This is a genomic window from Sporosarcina siberiensis (assembly GCF_042681925.1).
GTDB lineage: Bacteria > Bacillota > Bacilli > Bacillales_A > Planococcaceae > Sporosarcina > Sporosarcina siberiensis.
Window position 1 is genome coordinate 97,711 of sequence record NZ_JBHUGI010000004.1, and the last position, 18,953, is coordinate 116,663.

The window sequence follows — 18,953 nt, forward strand, 5'->3', positions numbered from 1 at the left end:
TGAAATGTAAGGAGGACGCCGAATGACAAAGAATAAAGATTTAGATGCACAAGCGATACTAGAAAAGTATGATAAGGAAAACCAATTCCGCACTCAAATAGGGAAGTGGACTTGGGTTGTCATGTTTCTAGGCGTCTCACTTACATTGTTTCATCTTTATACAGGCTACTTTGGTACACTTCCAACGCAGAAACAAGGTGCAGTTCACCTTGGGACTGCGCTTGGAATTGTATTTCTTTTATACCCTGCAAAAAGAGAATGGATGAGAACGCAAAAGACAGTACCCTGGTATGATGTCCTTCTTGCTATAACGGCGATGTATGTGACGTACCATAAAATATTTTTTTTCGATTCAATATTGCAAAGCCGAATTTCAGGTTACAGCACAATTGATATAATTGTTTCCATACTCGGAGTCATACTCGTTTTGGAAGCGACTCGTCGAACGGTTGGTTTACCAATCGTACTCGTTGCGAGTGCTGCAATCTTATATGCTATTTTTGGTAATTTTATTCCAACACAAATACTTTCGCATCCTGGTTTTGCGATTGATCGACTGGGACCAAATTTATGGTTTAGAGAAAGTGGAGTATTTGGAACACCAATTCAAATATCGGCGAAATTCATTTATCTGTTCTTATTCTTCGGAGTTATTCTCATTAACACGCCAATTGGTAAGTTCTTTAATGATATCGCCTTCTCTTTAACAGGACGCTTCACTGGAGGAACAGCTAAAGCGGCAGTTGTCGCAAGTGCTCTTCAAGGATCCGTATCCGGTAGTTCTGTTGGTAACACAGTTGCTTCGGGTTCATTTACAATCCCGATGATGAAAAAAGCTGGGTTTACACCAGAATTTGCAGGAGCTACCGAAGCATCGGCATCAACAGGTGGTCAAATTATGCCACCAATGATGGGAGCAGCAGCTTTCATCATGATGGAATATTTAGGTGTTTCTTACGGTACAATAATGCTTGCAGCGTTGATACCAGCACTTCTATATTTTACTGGAATTTTCATTGGAACGCATTTTGAAGCGAAAAGACTTGGAATTCTAGGAATGCCAAAAGAATCACTTCCTATTTTCAGGAAATTGATGATTCAAAATGGATATATGCTGATTCCTTTATTCGTTATAATTGGAACGATTATGATTGGATACACACCTCAACGTGCAGCATTGTTTGGTATTTTATCTGCATTTTTAGTGTCGTACGTTCGTAAAGAATCACGGATGAACTTCCGTCAAGTCATCAATGTGTTAGAACAAGGTGCTCGAGTAGCGCTTCCAGTTATTTCAGCTGTTGCGACAGCTGGAATTATCGCAGGTGTTGTAAGTATAACCGGTCTCGGTTCAAAATTTGCTGCTGGAATTATCGCTTTAGCAAACGGTCATCTCATATTGGCACTCTTCTTTACGATGATTGCCTGTATTATTCTAGGTATGGGATTACCTACGACGGCAAACTATGTTGTAACTGCAACAATTGCTGCACCGGCTCTTATCAATGATTTTGGTGTAGCTCCACTTGCTGCTCATATGTTTGTGTTCTATTTTGGAATTGTAGCGGATATCACACCGCCTGTTTGTTTAGCTGCTTATGCTGGGGCGGGGATAGCCAAAGCCAATCCGTTTAAGACTGGGGTCACAGCGGTTAAGCTTGCCATTGCGGCCTTCATTATCCCATATGTCTTTATTTACAATCCAATCCTTGTCATGGTAGATGCGACACCGATTAAACTAATACTTGGTGTTTCTACAGCTATCCTTGGAATGGTTGCGGTTAGTAGTGCGGTAATTGGATACTTTATTCGAACTTCAAGAGTTTGGGAACGTTTAATACTCTTTGGAGCTGGAATGATGTTGATTATTCCAGGACTCCTTTCAGGTGGAGTCGGACTTGGATTTGTGCTGCTCATATTGTTTGTACAAAGTAGAAGAAAAGACGATAGTAAAGAGATTGCCGAGAAGCGTCTCAGAGTTTCATACTAAACAACAAAAGGAAGGTCGCCTGTACTGGCAACCTTCCTTTTTGTTTACACAGATTATTTTACATGAAAAAGTTTTCTTCTCCGATTTTATCATACAGCCCACTACTCTTGAACAATGCTATTTTGCTTTTTGGTAGTCGTTTTATAATGATTTGAATTCCGGATTTATCTGCATCCTCTAATAGTGTGAACAAAACTGCTTCACCTGTTGCATCTAGGACAGATAAATGCTCCATATCTAGTATGATTTTTGTTGCATTTGTTGTAAAGATTTTTGGATATTTATCTTCAAAAACTTTGGCAGTCCCGAAGAACAACGGACCTTCGATTATATATTTATCCAACAAATCTTTATTACCAAAAGCAACTTTTACAATTTCAACTTCTGAGGGTTTTGCTTCAGATAGTGAAAGTTTACCACTCATTTTACGAAGGAATGATAGAGCGGATATTAGAAGTCCAACTTGAACCGCAACGGTTAAGTTTACAAAAATTGTGAGTAGAAATGTTATGAGAAGAACAAGAGAATCTCCAGTACGAATTGATAGAATATGTGTAAAGGCTTTTCGTGCACTCATATTCCATGCCACAAACATTAGAATTGGAGCCATCGCTGCCAGTGGGATATAGGAAGCATACGGCGCGAAAAGTAATAGGAAAGCAAGCACAAAAACACTTTGTACAACACCAGAAACTGGACTGACTGCACCAGATCTAATATTTGTCGCTGTTCTGGCAATGGCGCCTGTTGCAGGTATTCCGCCAAATAAAGGGGTAATTAAGTTTGCAATCCCTTGACCCATTAATTCACGTTTTGAATTGTGTTTTTCGCCTTCATTCATGCTGTCTGCAACGACCGCTGATAAAAGAGATTCAATGGCGCCGAGTGACGCTATAATAAGCGCGGGTTGCCATAAGTTCAATATTTTTGTGAAAGTAAATTCAGGAATTTTGAATGGCGGAAACGAATTAGGTATCCCACCAAATGCTGTGCCAATCGTTTCCAATTTTCCAGGGAATACAAGCACTGAAACAATTGTAGGTATTAAAAGCGCAACGAGCAGTATAGGAATTCGTGGTGCAATCTTTGGAAGAAATATAATAACGGCCAAACCAATAAGGGCGATTGCAATACTGTAAAAGTTTATTGTATGAAATTGTTGTGTGAGGCCAATCATGTTTTCATGAAAAAATTCATTTTGCTTAGTTCCGGTCAAACCAAGAAAGTTCCCCAATTGACCTGTAAAAATAATAACTGCAATCCCAGTTGTAAAACCAATGGTTACAGACCTGGGAACAAAATGTATTAAACTACTAATACCTGCAAGACTCATAATAATGAGAAAAACACCTGCAAGAAATCCTGCGATTAATAAATCTTCATATCCGTATTGTAAAACGATAGCCAGTAGTATTGGGATAAAGGCTCCGGTAGGACCGGCAATTTGGAAACGTGATCCTCCAAACAGTGCTACCAGTAAGCCAGCAACTATAGTTGAATAAAGTCCATATTCCGGCTTGACTCCAGACGCAATCGCAAAAGCCATCCCCAGAGGAATGGCTACAATACCGACAGTGATACCTGCGATTAGATCCTTTTGGAATCCAGCAGCATTATAATTAAGATATCGGTTGTCCTTGAACATACAATTTTCACTCCGCTCAAGATATATATAGATTTTTTGTAACTTCCTACCTATAGTATATCAATAAAGTGATAAATCTACAAGATGATATAAGTTTAGGATGTAATACAAATGGTTTGCATTAAGTAGTAAACGGGTATACTATTTAGACGTCAAAGTATATTTATGAAGGAGAGTTTTATATGAAAAAGTTTCAAGATCAAGTAGCATTTGTTACAGGTGGAGCATCTGGAATGGGAGAATTAATGGTTGAAATGTTTGCAGCACAAGGTGCAAAGGTTATCGCAGCAGACATTAACGAAGCAGCACTTGAAGAAAAGTGGGGCAAAAATGAACAAGTATCCATCGTAAAACTAAATGTTACATCAGATGAAGACTGGCAAGCAGCGGTAGAAAAAACAATCACTGAGCTCGGAAAAATTGATATATTAGTAAATAACGCAGGAATTTCCACTGAAAAAGGAATTAATGATATTACAATAGAAGATTGGCGCAGACTTTCAGACATCAACAGTTTTGGACCTTTCCTTGGAATGAAGCACGTTTCACCACATATGGAAAAAGTGAAAAAGGGTTCAATTGTTAACATTTCCTCATACACAGCATTAATTGGAATGGGTCTTAATCCTTACTCAGCATCTAAAGGTGCCGTTCGTGCAATTTCACGTGCAGCCGCAGCAGATTTCGGGAAACATGGAATTCGTGTAAACACAGTTTTCCCTGGAATTATCGAAACACCTATGACAAAAGGTCTGGAGTCTTCAAAAGACGTGGTTGCGGGTCTTATTAAAATGACACCACTCCAGCGTCTTGGACAACCTGTTGACGTTGTCAATGCAGTATTGTTCTTAGCTTCTGATGAAGCTTCATACATCACAGGCGCAGAGCTTGTAATCGACGGTGGCTACTCAGCACGTTAATAAAAGACTGGTATTAAAAAAACAGGAAGTTGTGGATCAATCCACAACTTCCTGTTTTTTTAAATTTTCTGGTCCAAAAACCCCGTTTCTTTCCTAAGGTATAATAATTTTGCACGACTAGTTTTCTAAATAGAATCTTACTTGTTTTCTATTTTCACCTAACTTATATTTACCAGGCTTTATAGCTGATTGGAGTGCAGAGGCAGTCTAAGTACGCGACGTCCTGTCGCAACGACTGCATAATCAACATCCTGTTGACCACGGCTCAAACACTCCGATGTGGCTTACCGCCCGGCCCTAAGAAGAATGGTTTATATTCTTCGCTAGTGGAACGCGTCCGCTCGGAACGGAAAACAGTGGTTAGTGGCAGGTTCTCTTATTTTAGAAAACTATTGAGACGTTTGGATTCTGTAAATTTATCTTTCCAATAACCCGATTTAATAGAAGATATTTCAACTTTTTTTGAACCGGCATGAATGAATTGTCCATCGCCAATATAAATACCGGCATGTGAAATGCCACTGCGATATGTATTTTCAAAAAAGAGTAAATCACCAGGTACGGGTTCTTCGACATTGATAGAATTAGCATGCAATGCAATCGTATCGAATCGCTTAACGTCAAGTCCCGCTTCTTTATAAACATAATAGATGAAACCGCTGCAATCAAAACCGTCTGCAGTCACACCAGCCCATTTGTAAGGTGTATCTAATAGGGCATGAGACAACTCAATAACCTTGTCGAAAGTGTCCTGAGATGATCCGGAAAGAGGCTTTGTCGGTGTAGTGAAAATATTTGCTACTGGCTTAGAAAATACTTTTTCAGGAGCGGGTAGTGTCACCTTTTTCCCTGCTTGAAAAGCCGTAATAGAACTTTTTACTGGAATTTGAACTTTCGGCGTAGTAGATGTTTGCATAGAAATATTCAGTTTCTGATCCAAACGAATGGTATCGGAAACGAGGGCATTCGCATTCTTTAATTCATCCACCGTTACATTATACTTTGTAGCAATTTTCCACAGCGTATCGCCTAATTGGACAGTGTGAAACTCAGTGTTTGCCTTTGCAGGTCCAACTATGAGAAATGCTGTCAAAGAAATTGTTAAAGCGAATGAAATAATAAGCTTATTCATCTATTTTCCCCTTTCTTCAACAAATGATTCTATGTATATAGTAGCATTTTAAGAGCATCGTTACAATATTCAAAAAATAATTTCTTTTATGAAGTATTTCGTCGGTTCGTAAAATGATTTTTGATATGTTCCAAGTAATGTGGTAACTTTAAATCGGTATGTATAAACAAACTCTTCGGGGCAAGGTGAAATTCCTTACCGACGGTGATCGAGCAATGGCTCGTTAGTCCGTGACCCGGCCTTCCTTTTTGGAAGACGGTGGAGCTAGTGTAAATCTAGCACCGACAGTTAAAGTCTGGATGGGAGAAGTTGTTTGGTTATTCATGCTATGTTCGTAGGCTCTGCCCTCTACCTGAAAGGGGGAATCGTTATGGAACCTAAAATTTATATGAAACTTGCTCTTGAACTGGCACGCAGTGCTGAAGGACAAACGTCGCCGAATCCACTAGTCGGAGCAGTTTGTGTGAGAGATAACGAAATCATTGGAACGGGTGCCCATTTAAAAGCCGGGTCACCTCATGCTGAAGTTCATGCACTAATGATGGCAGGCTCGAAATCTGTAGGTGCAGATCTCTATGTGACACTCGAACCATGTGCCCATAGCGGGAAAACACCGCCGTGTACAGATATTATAATTTCGAGTGGCATTCGCCGTGTTTTCGTTGCGTCTATTGATCCGTTTCCTGCTGTAAATGGAAAAGGAATCAAGCTTCTTAAAGCTGCCGGTATTGAAGTGATTACCGGTATTTTACAAGCCGAGGCAGAGCAGTTAAATCGAGCATTTTTTCATTTTATTCACTACGGGAAACCATACGTCACCTTGAAAGCAGCCGCAACACTAGACGGTCGGCTTTCAACGCGAACTGGGGACAGCAAATGGATTACTTCGGAAGCTGCAAGAACCGATGTCCATCACCTCCGCCATATCCATGACGCAATTTTGGTCGGCGTACAAACCGTACTTCATGATAATCCTTTCCTCACCACCCGTTTGCCCCATGGTGGAAAGAACCCAAAACGTATTATTTTAGACCGGCATCTAAGGACGCCAAAAACAGCAAATGTCATCACTGATGGTGCTGTAGAAACCATTATTTTTACACACGATTCCGATAATGCGGAAACGGCTTTTTTAGATTTTCCACTCGTAACTGTTGAGTCGATTTCTAATGAAGTGAATTTTTTGGAGGAAGTTTTAGGTCGTCTTGCAAAAAAGGGAATTATGACGTTGTTTGTAGAAGGCGGCAGTCAAATTCATTCGAGTTTTATTGACGCGGGTCTTGCAAATGAACTTTATTTGTACATGGCTCCAAAACTGATTGGTAATGGCAAGCTTCTATTTATAAATAAAGATCGCAACTTCATGTCAGAAAGTGAATCCCTAAACTTTATAGATGTGCGCCAAATCGGTGAAGATATCCGTTTGCATGCGCGCTTTTTAACTTAATTCAGCCGGAAGTCAAACCGAGGCTGAATTAAGTTAAAGCCTCCGGCGGATGTCACAGATTTTTAGGTGAGCTTTTCGAGCCAACTCGAAAAAATCTGGACGCAATTACGCCGAGGCGCAATTGATAGGAGGAATGATTGATCTTGTTCACTGGAATTGTAGAAGAAATTGGAACAGTGACAACGATTCAGCAAGGTTCAAACTCGCTTAGAATATTGTTGCGTTGTGATAAAGTTCTTGAGAATGTTGAAAAAGGCGATAGTATCGCAGTAAATGGTGTTTGTTTAACTGTTTCGGATTATTCAAGGAACCATTTTACGGTTGACGTCATGCCTGAAACTGTGAAAGCAACAACAATGCAATCGCTTCGAACGGGAAGTCGTGTCAATTTGGAGCGTGCAATGCGTGCGAATGGCCGTTTCGGTGGCCACTTTGTGAGTGGACATGTGGACTGTATCGGAGAAATTGTTTCAGTCGGGAAAAAAGAAAATGCAATCTATATGGAAATTGGAATTGCTTCGAATTTTCTAAAGTACTTTATTATGAAAGGCTCGGTTACTGTAGATGGAACTTCTCTAACGGTCTTTGGTGTGACGGATAAAAGTTTCACTATATCGCTAATCCCGGTTACGCAGGATGATTCTATAATCGGTCGAAAACGTATTGGAGACCAAGTGAATGTTGAATGCGATATGCTTGCAAAATATATTGAACGACTAATGGAACCCGATAAAGGGAGTTCATCTGGCAGTTTATCAATGGATAAGCTTGTCGAAAGTGGATTTCTCGACTAAGGAGACGAAGTAGATGTATGCGTCAGTAGAAAAAGCAATTGAAGAATTGAAGAAAGGGAAGGCCATTATCGTTGTGGATGATGAGAATCGTGAAAACGAGGGAGATTTCATTGCACTTGGTAAATACGCAACTCCTGAAATGATCAATTTTATGGCAATTGAAGGACGAGGACTTATTTGTGTACCGATAGATGAGGAGAAATCAAGACTATTGGGGCTTGGGCTTATGACTGAAAACAATAGTGATGTTCACGGTACGGCATTCACGATTAGTATTGATCATGCGGAATGCCATACGGGAATTTCAGCATTTGAACGTTCGGAAACGGTGTTGAAAATGCTCGAGGAAAATGTCAGTCCTTCTGATTTTAGAAGGCCGGGTCACATTTTTCCGTTAATCGCGAAATCTGGTGGCGTTCTGAAGCGGGCTGGCCATACAGAGGCAGCAGTCGACCTGGCTATATTGTCCGGTGCTGAACCTGTCGGAGTCATATGCGAGATTATGAACGCCGATGGCACGATGGCGAGAGGTCCGGAATTAACAGAAATCGCGAACCGTTTGGACTTAGTCATTTTGACAATTCAAGACTTAATTGAGTATCGCAGGAAAAATGAAATTCTTGTTGAACGTGTTGTTGAAGTAGATCTTCCAACAGATTTCGGGCGATTCAATGCAGTTACCTATACTGAAAAGCTTACTGGACGGGAACATATTGCTTTAGTAAAAGGAGATATTGAGTCTTCAGAGAATATTCTTGTTCGAGTGCATTCAGAATGTTTAACGGGGGATGTATTCGGTTCACATCGATGTGATTGCGGTCCACAGCTTCAAGCAGCACTTGCGCAAATTGAAGAAGCGGGTAAAGGGGTCCTATTGTATATGCGTCAGGAAGGGCGAGGCATTGGCCTTGTTAATAAAATGAAAGCATACAAATTGCAACAAGAAGGATACGACACCGTTGAAGCGAATGAGAAATTAGGATTTCCAGACGATTTAAGAGAATACGGAATCGGCGCGCAAATTTTACAAGATTTAGGTTTAACATCAATCCATCTTCTGACAAACAATCCGCGAAAAGTAGCTGGACTTGCGGGATATGGACTTGAAATAACCGAACGAATTCGAATTGAAATGCCGGTGAAAGTTGAGAATAAGAGTTATATGGAAACGAAGAAAAATAAGCTTGGGCATTTATTGCATAGTTGAGGGGGAATTTAGATGGGTAACGTGTATGAAGGACATTTAGTAGGAACGGATTTGAAAATAGGAATTGTAGTTTCTAGATTTAATGAATTTATTACAGGGAAATTATTAAGTGGTGCTGAGGATGCGCTACGTCGCCACGGTGTAGATAATAATAATGTAGACATCGCTTGGGTACCGGGTGCATACGAAATCCCACTTGTAGCTAAGAAAATGGCCTCATCTAAAAAATATGATGCAGTCATTACACTTGGTACAGTAATCCGTGGTGCAACACCGCATTTTGACTATGTTTGCAGCGAAGTTGCAAAAGGCGTTTCCGCAATAAATATGTCAGAAGGTATCCCAGTGATTTTCGGCGTATTGACTACAGATACAATCGAACAAGCAATTGAACGTGCAGGTACGAAGGCTGGTAATAAAGGGTGGGATGCTGGAAGTGCTGCAATAGAAATGGCGAATTTATTGAAACAAATCTAATTCGTTCCTACTTCAATGTACTTGGAAATTGTTCTTCGGTTGTATATATACAGTGAATAAGTTTAATTTAAAAACCGCCAATTCATATTCGAATTGGCGGTCTAATTTAATTTAAAACGTATATTTCTTCAATAAACTTTCGAGTTTAAGTGCATGTCCGAGATTACCTTTTACTTTAAGTTTCCCAAGCATATAAGAAGCAGTGGAATTTAAGTTTCCGGCTAATAATTTTTTAAAATCTTTTACGCTCATTGAAAGAGCACAATCAACTTCACCAGGATCGCCGATAAGTGTTTCAGCTTTCCCGTCTGCAATCCTTAATCCGAATAATCCACCGTCATCACCTGACAGGTCAAAAGAATAAGATGTATGGATTTCTTCGATAGGACCGGGTTCTTCGTTCAATTTTGAATTGATTTCATTCCAAATTGCAGTCATTTCCATTTCGTCAAAGTTCAGTGTCATAAAGCTTTCCCCCTAAATAATGAATTAGTATTCATTATAGCATTAGTTTCTTTTTTTAGTAAAAAAGGTGAGTACAAAACCAATGATTCCCCCAACAATAGCTGGAACAATCCATCCTATTCGCTGCTCATAAAAAGGGAGATAGGAAAATAGTGAATCGACTGTTGCAAAATGAATGTCTGCATTTGAAAGGCTGTCAAAAATGCTTACGACCGCCGTTGCAAGGAGTGCTAATGAATACACAATCGGTTTTCGATCGAATAATTTGTCGATAAACGAAAGAAGCATCAAAACGATTGCGAGCGGATAAATCATCATAAGAACGGGGAGCGAAATTGTAATAAGTTTGGCTAATCCAACGTTTGAAATGAGTGCACTAAAGCCCGCTATAATAAACACATATGTCTTATAAGAGTGCTTCGGGAAGACTTCGTTAAAATATTGTGCGCACGCTGAGACAAGTCCGATGGATGTTGTGAGACAAGCAAATATAATCGTAACTGCCAGTATTGCTGTTCCTGAAGATCCGTACAATACCTTCGAAGCGAGAGCGAGTACGGCACCCCCATTACTTTGTAATCCAATTACATCTAAACTCGTAGCTCCGATATAGCCAAGTGAGATATAGACAATGGATAGACCTACAGCAGCAATAAGTCCGGCGATAGTCATGGCCTTCAACACTGGGCCTTTTTTTGTAATCCCTTCATCACGAAGTATATTAATGATGACGATAGCAAAAACAAGTGCTGCTAGAACATCCATCGTTAAATATCCTTCTATAAAACTCCGGAAAAATGGTTGTGTTTCGTAGTCGCCTATTGCTGGACCGATCGTACCCATCGGCGTAAAAATACTCTTTAAAGCTAAAGCTGCAATAACACTAAAGAGTATAGGTGTTAGGATTTTACCGATTCGGTCGACAAGTTTTGCAGGATTCAAAGCAAGAACTATGGTTATAATGAAAAAGAATAGCGTGAAAACAGCCAATATCCATTTGGCGTCCAATAGGTTTTCCGTAAGAAATGGAATAACAGCAATTTCATATGAAACGGTCGCGGTTCTCGGAATACCGAAAAAGGGTCCGATTGTTATATAAAGGATGAGAGTGAAAATAATACCGAACAGGGGATGGACTCTGCTTGCGATTGTTTGCAATCCGCCGCCCGCATTAGCAATAGAAATTACAGCAAGAAGTGGTAAGCCGACCCCTGTAATTAAAAATCCAGCCATAGCAGGAAAAAGGTTTTCCCCTGCCATTTGACCAAGCAGTGGTGGGAAGATAATATTCCCTGCACCGAGGAAAAGTGCGAATAACATAAGTCCGATTACAGCGTTTTTCTGAAGTGACATTAAAGGTACAGCTCCCAGCAAATGATATGTATTATATACTATTTTCATTATACAGTGAAATGAAAATTTCGACAGTTATTCGATGTAAACAAAAAAACTACTCTGCAGTTAGACAAAGAATGTCCTAACACAGAGCAGTTCTAATTCATTTATTTACCAATCGGCCAATCAAATGGCGGGGAACCTGGTGGTGAGTGTTTCATAATATCAATCATTGGAATTGTATATGCGAATAATATAAGCGCAATCGTAATCCCTATCCATAAATACCAATTCTCAAGGAATTTAGGTGTTTTTTCTGCATCTGGCTCTTCTTCAGCAATAGGATATTCCTCTACACCCTTTGGTGCGAAAAATGACAGCTGTATGAAGATGTAAACCATTAGAATAATCCCTACAAAGAGGATCGTTCCTCCGACTGCCTGAGCAATTTGGTAATTAATCCAAGTAGCAACTTGTTCGCCGCCAGCGTATTCTGAGAAACTAGAACGACGGGGCCCACCCAGGAGACCTTGAATATGCATTGAACCGGACATAATAACCATACCAATTGTCCAAATCCATGTTTGAATAAGTCCAAGTTTATTCAACTTAGGAGTTAAACGTCGACTTGTAAGATGTGGCACAAGCCAATACGTTATTCCAAAGAACGTTAGAATAACTGTCGTTGCTGCAGTTAAATGGAAGTGACCTGTGATCCAAATTGTGTTATGAACAAGTGCGTTCATTTGGTGAGATGCGTTAATGATTCCACCTGCACCGCCTGGGATGAATGCAACCATTCCTATAAACGGTGCAAGGAATCGTACATCTTTCCAAGGAAGGTTCTTAATCCAACCGAACAAGCTTGTAAAGCCTTTTCTACGACCTGCTGCTTCGAATGAGCCGAAAATCGAGAAAGCGGTCATTAGAGACGGTATTACAACCATGAATGTAAGAACAACTTGAATGAATTTCCAAGTGGGATCAATTCCTGGCTCTGTAAGTTGGTGATGGAACCCAACAGGAATAGAGAACATGAGTAATAAGATGAAAGCAAGTCGTGCCAATGAATCACTGAATATTTTCCCGCCAACAAATTTCGGGATAATTGCATACCAAGCCATATAGGCAGGGAGCAACCAGAAATAAACAAGTGGGTGACCGAAATACCAGAACAATGTACGACTCAGTAGCACGTTAATTGTTTCTGCATAACCAAGTGACCATGGGATGAATAGAACAAGTACAGATACTGCAACTCCAAGAGATGCAATGACCCACATAATCATATTGATCGTTACCATGAATGCAAGAAGTGGTGATTTTTCACCTTTATGAGCTTTCTTCCATACATACAGCTGACGGAAGTTTACAAATGCCGCAATCCAGCTTCCTACAATTACAAGTGCAAGTCCGATATAGAATGCCGGATGTGCCCGAAGTGGGGCGTAAAATGTGTAAAGTACAGAAGCCTGGCCAACAAGTATCGTAATAGATGCCATAACTGTACCAATGAGCATTACCCAGAATGAAATCCAACCAACCATAATTTGTTTATCCGAAATACCAACTGTTTTTCCTAAAAGAGAAAATTGGAATCCGATAATAAAGAATGTAGTTAGAACTAAACCAAGAATAACTCCGTGAACGGTAAGAATTGTGTAATAATCGATTCCGAATGGCAAAGTATATTTACCAGATCGTACGAACGTCTGCAACAGTCCCATTAAACCACCAATGAACAGTGAGATAAATGTGACATACATAAAGGACATATAGAGTCTAGATTCTTTTTTAGAAAATGAAAATAATTTTGACGTCATTCTTCATACACCTCCACTGTTCCGTACATTAAATGATGTCCGATGCCGCAATACTCGTTACAGACAACCGTAAACTCTCCTACGTTTTTCATAACAGTCTCATAGCGACTAATATGTCCGGGTTCAACCATCATATTGACGTTTGTTCCTGCAACTTGAAAACCGTGAACGACATCTTTAGAAGTGATTTGATAAAGAACCGTAGAACCTTTTGGTACACGAATGCGTTCTACTTGCTTGCCGTCTGCGTCTTTTCCGAAATCATACATGAATGCCGAAGCAACCATATTGACGATGAATTTTCCATCTTCTACTTCAGTTAAACCGAGATTTTCCGGTTGAAATGCTTCATGAGCTTCAACGTTCTGTGGATCGATTGTCTCGATATGACTTTGTGGATGTGTGCCTTTCCAAAAAGCTGCAAACCCTATAATTAATAAAAATAATACCAGTGAAGCTGAACCTAACGTCAACCAAATTTTTTCATACTTATGCAAATTCAAAGTTATTCCTCCAATCCAATTGATTTATCTTGATAGAAACAATACGTACGAACCAAACCATGCGATGAGGATGAACACACCCAATAACATAACTGCTATAAAAGTACCTTTAAAGCTGACTGATGTATCATGCTTATCGGGTTGATTTGTGTTTTGTTTTTTAGTCCCCATATGATCACTTCCTTTCAGTGGCTGTGAATGCCTGTTACCTTAAGCATAAACAAAAGATATACTAAAGGAATAAGGGAAAACCCTATGTCGTTCATATCTAGTGATAAGTTCACAAGTTCTTCACAAAGTATTGCTAGGTTAGACAAAAATAATGATAATTCAGTTCTAAGGTTTTTATTTGGTCAGTAAGAAATTTAAGTCTAATAGTTGACCCTATGGATGTTAGAAACTACAATAAAATTAAGATTAAATCTATTGAAAGTCGGTTGATAAGATGAATACGATTAAGTTACTGAAAGTAAAGAGTGCCGATGAAGGTGCTGAAAAAGTACTTGAAATTATCAAAGATGAACTAGAGCACAACCAACTTCATGTATTGGGACTTGCAACTGGAAGTACAATGATTCCTATTTATAATAAATGGACGGAATCAGATCTTGACTTTCAAAATGTTGTAACGTTTAACTTGGATGAATATGTAGGTGTTCCTGCTTCGAGCCCAAATAGCTATGCCTTTTTTATGGAAGATCATCTTTTTAGTAAAAAGAAGTTTAAGAAAACACATATTCTTAATGGTGTGGCAGAAGATTTGGAGGATGAATGTGCACGTTATGAATCCCTTCTACAAAAGAATCCACTGGATATTCAATTGCTAGGGGTAGGGGAGAATGGACATATTGCATTCAATGAACCCGGCACAGCTTTTGAATCAGTAACCCATGTAGCGAAGCTAACGGATTCTACATTGAATGTTAACAGCCAGTACTTTGAGAATGACGAAAAAATACCAAACACGGCTTTAACAATGGGCATTAGTTCGATTACGGATGCTAAAAAACTCATTATGATTGCGTTTGGTGAAAAGAAACGTGCGGCAATTACGAAGCTTCTCGAAGGAAAAGTTTCGATTGATTGGCCTATTACAAAACTTCTTCATCATAATGATGTAATCGTAATTACGGATTTAGACATTAGTTAAAGACAGAAAACCCGCACTCTCTACAACTAGTAGAATAGAGTGCGGGATTTTTTTATATTGTAATGGTGTCTTGTTTACTTAAGGGAGATCGTGGCCGAGTGCGTCATAGGAGGAACGAATGTCTTCGATTTCATCGTTTCTTTTTTTAGCAGACTTTTCTTGTCGAAATTCCTCTTCATTTTCATTTTCGATAGGCATTAATGATTTTTCTGGAACTTTTTCATTGTTGCTTACGAGATCGATAGAGTTTTCAGGTTCTGTGTAGTCGGAAGTGGAAAGGGGTTCGTATTCGCCTGCGGCATGGTCAAGATGAGCGGCAGTTTCCGTCCAACTGTTGGGATTAACTATCTTTTTATGTGTCGTAAAACGATCGTCCTTCTTCATGGTAACTACTTCCTTCCTGAAATTTGTATTAATTTATGTATTCCCTTTCTGTGGTATTGTAAACCGGTTTTGGTAATGAAGATAGGGGGAGTTGTTTTTTGAGGCTTCTAATGGTGAGTGGTTTACAATACCGCTTGTCGCTTGCGATGGCCTTACGCAAGGAGCTCGACAGAAGTGCACTGCCGATTTCCTTGCATCGGCTCATTCTTGACGCTTCTGCTCTAGGGTTGTTCATTTTAGGGGGAGTGTTATCAGTTATTGATAAGTAAATCAAAAAAGGTGTATCCCGATGATCGGAATGCACCTTTTAAAATGATTATTGTTGTTCTGGAACGCGGACGGTCCATCTGGATAGGTCTGGTGTTTCTTTTTGAATCATTTCCTTTGGATAGATGAACGTCCAAGGTTTTGTTGTGTTTGCTTTCACTGAAAGGGGAGCGAGACTGAATGATCCTGTTGCTACAAGATCGCCGGTTGCGTCAATCAGTTCAAGTGGAAGCTTTTCGATGTTGATTTGTTTTGAGTGACCGTTTCGAATGAAAACAGATGCTGCAATTCCGCCGTCTTCCTGTTCTTTTACTTGGAATCCGCTGATGTTTACTTCGCGTGGTTTTAGTTTAGGGAGACCTTCAACTACTTTCGCGAGACCATCTTTTTGTTCATCGGATAAACCGTCTTCCCATGCTTGTTCAAGTTCTAGTTTATGAGGAACCATAGATTGCACATTGAATGCGAGTTTCCAATTTTCTTTAGGTGGTGTTTCTGCAAACACATTGTCTTTTGCAAAGACGAATACCCATGGTCGCGCGCTGCGTGCTGGGAGATCACCGAGTTCTTTTAGGTCGAATTCATCTGAAGCAAGTGTGTTTCCTTCTTCATCAAGAAGCATTAGTTCGACTTCGCCAACTGAAATTTGTTGGTCCATAGAAGAACGTAAGAATGCTTTTACGAGCCAACTACCGTTTGCAGGTTCAACATCGATATCGATACCTGATAACGAAATTTGGTTCGGTTTCAGTGGTTCAAGTTCATTGGATAGAAATCTAAAGACGTATTCTTGTTCTTGCGGAATATTCCACTCTGGATGAAAGGATAGCGTCGTTTCAATATCGCTTTCTACGTTTGAAGCTTGAACATCTTCAACGATTTCTTTCGAATCAATTGTGCTTTCTGTACCGGTTTTTTCGGCTTTCTTAAAAAATGAGAAGAGATTCATTATTGTGCCTCCTGTTGTTCAGTAATAAGCTTCATAAAACCAATCACTTCTGAAGCAATATCCCGACGTAGTTTTTGGTAATGTTTACCGAATAATTGAAGCCCCTCACGTTGATAAATCCGCATTGGGTCTTCTTGTGAATACGATCTTAAACCAATACCTTCTTTTAAGCGGGTCATCACTTCAAGATGTTTCACCCACATCATATCAATATGTGAAAGCATTACTTGTGGAATCAATTGTAATACTTGCTCATTATCCGCGAATGTATCTATATACGTTAGCAATTCAGAAACAGGTTCTTCGAAGGATTTTAAGATATTCGATGTTTTATCTGAGTCGTGTGAAACTTGAATTGGTTTTAGAAGAAGTGCATTCATTGTGCGCTCAATTTGGTCGAAATCCCAGTTATCTGTACTTTCGTTTTGTGGACAACTTTCAAGAACTACGAATTCGACTGTTTCATCCAACATCACTTTCAATTTATTGAGCAAATCTCCATCATCTAATATATCATCACGAAGAGAGTAAACAACTTTACGTTGGTCATTGATGACGTCGTCAAGTTTCAAATTGTATTCCCTCATAGAATAATGAATACCTTCAACGATGCGTTGTGTACGTTCGGTTAAATCGTCAATTTCTGTATTGAGGACTAGTTTATCTTCGTCTAATTTTACTTTTTTCTTGAATTTCTCCATATCTTCCTTCGCAAAACGTTTGTACATATCGTCTTCAAGAGATAAGAAAAACTGGCTTTCTCCGGGATCGCCTTGACGGCCTGAACGTCCACGAAGCTGGTTATCGATACGACGACTTTCGTGTTTTTCAGTTCCAAGAACGAATAATCCACCGTTTTCTGCAACACCTTCACCTAAAACGATGTCTGTTCCACGACCTGCCATATTTGTTGCGACGGTAATATGATCACGTTGTCCTGCTTGTGAAATAAGGTGAATCTCTTGTTCAACACTTTTTGCATTGAGTAGATTATAGTCCAGTTTGTATTCATCCAAATATTGAACTACTTTTTCGGATTGTAAAATGGATGTTGTTCCAACTAAAACGGGTTGCCCTGTTTTATGTCGTTTGGCAACTTCTTTTGCCATTGCTTTGTATTTCGCATCAATGGTTTCATATACCCGGTCAGGTGAGTCAATTCGTGCACGAGGTCGGTTTGTTGGGACCTGAATTACTTCCATGCCGTAAACTTCCTGGAATTCTTTTTCCTGTGTTTTTGCAGTACCCGTCATTCCACAAAGTTGTGGATACATACGGAAGTAGTTTTGAATTGTAATTTGTGCTTGTGCCTTATTTTCTTCAGTAATTGGAAGTCCTTCTTTTGCCTCAATCGCTTGATGAAGACCATCTGAAAGCGTTCGTCCTTCCATAATTCGTCCAGTAAACATATCGACAAGTTCAACTTTTTCCTCTTTAACTATGTAATCGACGTCACGGTTGAAGATAACATGTGCGCGTACGGCTTGAATTACGTAGTGATAAAGTGTTTGGTGATCGAGTTCGTATAAATTATCTACACCGAACGCTTTTTCAACTTTCTCAATACCCATATCTGTAAGAGAAGTTGCTTTTGTTTCATCATCAAAATCAAAGTCGCGTTCTTCTTTAAAGCGGCTTGCAAGACGTGCAGCGATGTAATGAAGATCGGAATCTGCTTGCATTTTTCCAGCTACGATTAAAGGTGTTTTTGCTTCATCGACGAGAATACTATCAACCTCATCAATGATTGCAAAGTTATATGGACGCTGTACTCTTTCAGAAGCGTGCTGTGCCATATTATCGCGTAAATAATCGAAACCGAATTCTGTTCCGACTCCGTATGTAATATCAGCATTGTATGCATCCTGCTTTTGTGGACCTTGCATCATCGGTAAATTTAGACCAACTGTAAGACCTAGAAAGCGGTGAATTTTTCCAATTTGGTCAAAGTCACGTTGTGCAAGATAATCATTTACTGTAATGACGTGAACGCCTTTCCCGTCAAGTGCGCGAATATATGAAGGAAGTGCCGCGACAAGAGTTTTACCCTCACCTGTAGGCATTTCTGAAATATCACCTTCTGTAAGTACGATTCCACCGATCAATTGGACGTCGAATGGACGCATATTTAATACGCGTTTAGAAGCTTCACGAACAACTGCAAACGCATCTGGAATTAAAGATTTAATTGTTTCGCCTGAGTTCACACGTTCTCTTAATATATCTGTCATGCCCGTTAGTTCTTCATCGGACATAGATTCGTATGTAGATTCTAGTTTGTTTATTTGGTCGACAACTTTTCGATATTTTCGAAGTTGTCGTTCGCTCGTTTTATTTGAACGCTTAAAAAATGATAACATGAATGAACGCTCCTTTTTTTCGGTCCATATAAAGGACCCGTACCCATTTTATCAAAAATACTATTGAATTACTACCTCTAGCTGTTTCCATCATATAGAAGCAAT

General features: G+C 39.6%; 18 protein-coding genes and 1 riboswitch. Of the genes, 8 read left to right on the top strand and 10 right to left on the bottom strand.

Annotated features, from left to right (window positions below; translation table 11 throughout):
• The first annotated feature begins 22 nt into the window (after nucleotides 1-22).
• Complete coding sequence (locus tag ACFSFY_RS01850; RefSeq protein WP_381535473.1) at nucleotides 23-1,990, top strand: TRAP transporter permease; 1,968 nt, start codon at nucleotides 23-25, stop codon at nucleotides 1,988-1,990.
• 58 nt (nucleotides 1,991-2,048) lie between these two features.
• On the opposite strand, the gene ACFSFY_RS01855 is transcribed toward ACFSFY_RS01850, so the two are convergent.
• Nucleotides 2,049-3,635, bottom strand: a complete 1,587-nt coding sequence (locus tag ACFSFY_RS01855; RefSeq protein ID WP_381535474.1) for a SulP family inorganic anion transporter — start codon at nucleotides 3,633-3,635, stop codon at nucleotides 2,049-2,051.
• Nucleotides 3,636-3,817: 182 nt separating this feature from the next.
• Between ACFSFY_RS01855 and ACFSFY_RS01860 the strand changes: the two genes are divergently transcribed.
• The gene (locus ACFSFY_RS01860; RefSeq protein ID WP_381535475.1) at nucleotides 3,818-4,555 is read left to right on the top strand and encodes an SDR family NAD(P)-dependent oxidoreductase; all 738 of its coding nucleotides are present in this window, start codon (nucleotides 3,818-3,820) and stop codon (nucleotides 4,553-4,555) included.
• Between the two features lie 376 nt (nucleotides 4,556-4,931).
• Here the strand turns inward: ACFSFY_RS01860 and ACFSFY_RS01865 are convergent, their stop codons facing one another.
• On the bottom strand, nucleotides 4,932-5,687 hold the full coding sequence (locus ACFSFY_RS01865) for a C40 family peptidase (protein ID WP_381535476.1): 756 nt from the start codon (nucleotides 5,685-5,687) through the stop codon (nucleotides 4,932-4,934).
• 167 nt (nucleotides 5,688-5,854) lie between these two features.
• A riboswitch (FMN riboswitch) is annotated at nucleotides 5,855-6,002 on the top strand.
• A gap of 55 nt (nucleotides 6,003-6,057) precedes the next feature.
• Here ACFSFY_RS01865 and ribD point away from each other — a divergent pair.
• The 4 genes from ribD to ribH all read left to right on the top strand — a co-directional run bounded on the left by ribD (nucleotide 6,058) and on the right by ribH (nucleotide 9,612).
• The gene (gene ribD / locus ACFSFY_RS01870) at nucleotides 6,058-7,134 is read left to right on the top strand and encodes a bifunctional diaminohydroxyphosphoribosylaminopyrimidine deaminase/5-amino-6-(5-phosphoribosylamino)uracil reductase RibD (protein WP_381535477.1); all 1,077 of its coding nucleotides are present in this window, start codon (nucleotides 6,058-6,060) and stop codon (nucleotides 7,132-7,134) included.
• A 143-nt stretch (nucleotides 7,135-7,277) separates the two neighbouring features.
• Nucleotides 7,278-7,928: a riboflavin synthase gene (ribE, locus tag ACFSFY_RS01875; RefSeq protein WP_381535577.1), complete on the top strand. Its 651-nt coding sequence runs from the start codon at nucleotides 7,278-7,280 to the stop codon at nucleotides 7,926-7,928.
• 13 nt (nucleotides 7,929-7,941) lie between these two features.
• Complete coding sequence (locus ACFSFY_RS01880) at nucleotides 7,942-9,135, top strand: bifunctional 3,4-dihydroxy-2-butanone-4-phosphate synthase/GTP cyclohydrolase II (protein WP_381535478.1); 1,194 nt, start codon at nucleotides 7,942-7,944, stop codon at nucleotides 9,133-9,135.
• A gap of 12 nt (nucleotides 9,136-9,147) precedes the next feature.
• Complete coding sequence (gene ribH / locus ACFSFY_RS01885; protein ID WP_381535479.1) at nucleotides 9,148-9,612, top strand: 6,7-dimethyl-8-ribityllumazine synthase; 465 nt, start codon at nucleotides 9,148-9,150, stop codon at nucleotides 9,610-9,612.
• Nucleotides 9,613-9,723: 111 nt separating this feature from the next.
• Here the strand turns inward: ribH and ACFSFY_RS01890 are convergent, their stop codons facing one another.
• The 5 genes from ACFSFY_RS01890 to ACFSFY_RS01910 all read right to left on the bottom strand — a co-directional run bounded on the left by ACFSFY_RS01890 (nucleotide 9,724) and on the right by ACFSFY_RS01910 (nucleotide 13,909).
• Nucleotides 9,724-10,077, bottom strand: a complete 354-nt coding sequence (locus ACFSFY_RS01890) for an SCP2 sterol-binding domain-containing protein (RefSeq protein WP_381535480.1) — start codon at nucleotides 10,075-10,077, stop codon at nucleotides 9,724-9,726.
• A gap of 42 nt (nucleotides 10,078-10,119) precedes the next feature.
• A complete protein-coding gene (gene brnQ / locus ACFSFY_RS01895; protein ID WP_381535481.1) occupies nucleotides 10,120-11,430 on the bottom strand; it encodes a branched-chain amino acid transport system II carrier protein in 1,311 nt (436 codons plus the stop codon).
• Between the two features lie 149 nt (nucleotides 11,431-11,579).
• Nucleotides 11,580-13,235: a b(o/a)3-type cytochrome-c oxidase subunit 1 gene (locus tag ACFSFY_RS01900; RefSeq protein WP_381535482.1), complete on the bottom strand. Its 1,656-nt coding sequence runs from the start codon at nucleotides 13,233-13,235 to the stop codon at nucleotides 11,580-11,582.
• Nucleotides 13,232-13,738: a cytochrome c oxidase subunit II gene (locus ACFSFY_RS01905; protein WP_381535483.1), complete on the bottom strand. Its 507-nt coding sequence runs from the start codon at nucleotides 13,736-13,738 to the stop codon at nucleotides 13,232-13,234. Before ACFSFY_RS01905 ends, ACFSFY_RS01900 begins: the two co-directional genes overlap by 4 nt.
• A 24-nt stretch (nucleotides 13,739-13,762) precedes the next feature.
• Complete coding sequence (locus ACFSFY_RS01910) at nucleotides 13,763-13,909, bottom strand: cytochrome c oxidase subunit 2A (RefSeq protein WP_381535484.1); 147 nt, start codon at nucleotides 13,907-13,909, stop codon at nucleotides 13,763-13,765.
• Nucleotides 13,910-14,183: 274 nt separating this feature from the next.
• On the opposite strand from ACFSFY_RS01910, the gene ACFSFY_RS01915 reads away from it, so the two are divergent.
• Complete coding sequence (locus tag ACFSFY_RS01915) at nucleotides 14,184-14,888, top strand: glucosamine-6-phosphate deaminase (RefSeq protein WP_381535485.1); 705 nt, start codon at nucleotides 14,184-14,186, stop codon at nucleotides 14,886-14,888.
• A gap of 78 nt (nucleotides 14,889-14,966) precedes the next feature.
• Here ACFSFY_RS01915 and ACFSFY_RS01920 read toward each other — a convergent pair whose 3' ends face one another.
• Entirely contained in the window at nucleotides 14,967-15,272 is a 306-nt protein-coding gene (locus ACFSFY_RS01920) for a hypothetical protein (protein WP_381535486.1), read from the bottom strand.
• A gap of 98 nt (nucleotides 15,273-15,370) precedes the next feature.
• On the opposite strand from ACFSFY_RS01920, the gene ACFSFY_RS01925 reads away from it, so the two are divergent.
• Nucleotides 15,371-15,541, top strand: a complete 171-nt coding sequence (locus ACFSFY_RS01925; protein WP_381535487.1) for a hypothetical protein — start codon at nucleotides 15,371-15,373, stop codon at nucleotides 15,539-15,541.
• 47 nt (nucleotides 15,542-15,588) lie between these two features.
• Here ACFSFY_RS01925 and ACFSFY_RS01930 read toward each other — a convergent pair whose 3' ends face one another.
• Both ACFSFY_RS01930 and secA2 read right to left on the bottom strand, forming a co-directional pair.
• Nucleotides 15,589-16,488 carry an accessory Sec system S-layer assembly protein gene (locus ACFSFY_RS01930; RefSeq protein ID WP_381535488.1) on the bottom strand — a complete coding sequence of 300 codons (900 nt, stop codon included), beginning with the start codon at nucleotides 16,486-16,488 and terminating at the stop codon, nucleotides 15,589-15,591.
• Nucleotides 16,488-18,848 (bottom strand): accessory Sec system translocase SecA2, encoded by a 2,361-nt coding sequence (gene secA2 / locus ACFSFY_RS01935; RefSeq protein ID WP_381535489.1) that lies wholly within the window; start codon nucleotides 18,846-18,848, stop codon nucleotides 16,488-16,490. Before secA2 ends, ACFSFY_RS01930 begins: the two co-directional genes overlap by 1 nt.
• Nucleotides 18,849-18,953 lie beyond the last annotated feature (105 nt).

What these genes read in the sequence shown, in the direction of transcription:
- ACFSFY_RS01850 (WP_381535473.1), top strand. Translation starts at nt 23, where the DNA reads ATGACAAAGAATAAAGATTTAGATGCACAAGCGATACTAGAAAAGTAT.
- ACFSFY_RS01855 (WP_381535474.1), bottom strand. Translation starts at nt 3,635, where the DNA reads ATGTTCAAGGACAACCGATATCTTAATTATAATGCTGCTGGATTCCAA.
- ACFSFY_RS01860 (WP_381535475.1), top strand. Translation starts at nt 3,818, where the DNA reads ATGAAAAAGTTTCAAGATCAAGTAGCATTTGTTACAGGTGGAGCATCT.
- ACFSFY_RS01865 (WP_381535476.1), bottom strand. Translation starts at nt 5,687, where the DNA reads ATGAATAAGCTTATTATTTCATTCGCTTTAACAATTTCTTTGACAGCA.
- ribD (WP_381535477.1), top strand. Translation starts at nt 6,058, where the DNA reads ATGGAACCTAAAATTTATATGAAACTTGCTCTTGAACTGGCACGCAGT.
- ACFSFY_RS01880 (WP_381535478.1), top strand. Translation starts at nt 7,942, where the DNA reads ATGTATGCGTCAGTAGAAAAAGCAATTGAAGAATTGAAGAAAGGGAAG.
- ribH (WP_381535479.1), top strand. Translation starts at nt 9,148, where the DNA reads ATGGGTAACGTGTATGAAGGACATTTAGTAGGAACGGATTTGAAAATA.
- ACFSFY_RS01890 (WP_381535480.1), bottom strand. Translation starts at nt 10,077, where the DNA reads ATGACACTGAACTTTGACGAAATGGAAATGACTGCAATTTGGAATGAA.
- brnQ (WP_381535481.1), bottom strand. Translation starts at nt 11,430, where the DNA reads ATGTCACTTCAGAAAAACGCTGTAATCGGACTTATGTTATTCGCACTT.
- ACFSFY_RS01900 (WP_381535482.1), bottom strand. Translation starts at nt 13,235, where the DNA reads ATGACGTCAAAATTATTTTCATTTTCTAAAAAAGAATCTAGACTCTAT.
- ACFSFY_RS01910 (WP_381535484.1), bottom strand. Translation starts at nt 13,909, where the DNA reads ATGGGGACTAAAAAACAAAACACAAATCAACCCGATAAGCATGATACA.
- ACFSFY_RS01915 (WP_381535485.1), top strand. Translation starts at nt 14,184, where the DNA reads ATGAATACGATTAAGTTACTGAAAGTAAAGAGTGCCGATGAAGGTGCT.
- ACFSFY_RS01920 (WP_381535486.1), bottom strand. Translation starts at nt 15,272, where the DNA reads ATGAAGAAGGACGATCGTTTTACGACACATAAAAAGATAGTTAATCCC.
- ACFSFY_RS01930 (WP_381535488.1), bottom strand. Translation starts at nt 16,488, where the DNA reads ATGAATCTCTTCTCATTTTTTAAGAAAGCCGAAAAAACCGGTACAGAA.
- secA2 (WP_381535489.1), bottom strand. Translation starts at nt 18,848, where the DNA reads ATGTTATCATTTTTTAAGCGTTCAAATAAAACGAGCGAACGACAACTT.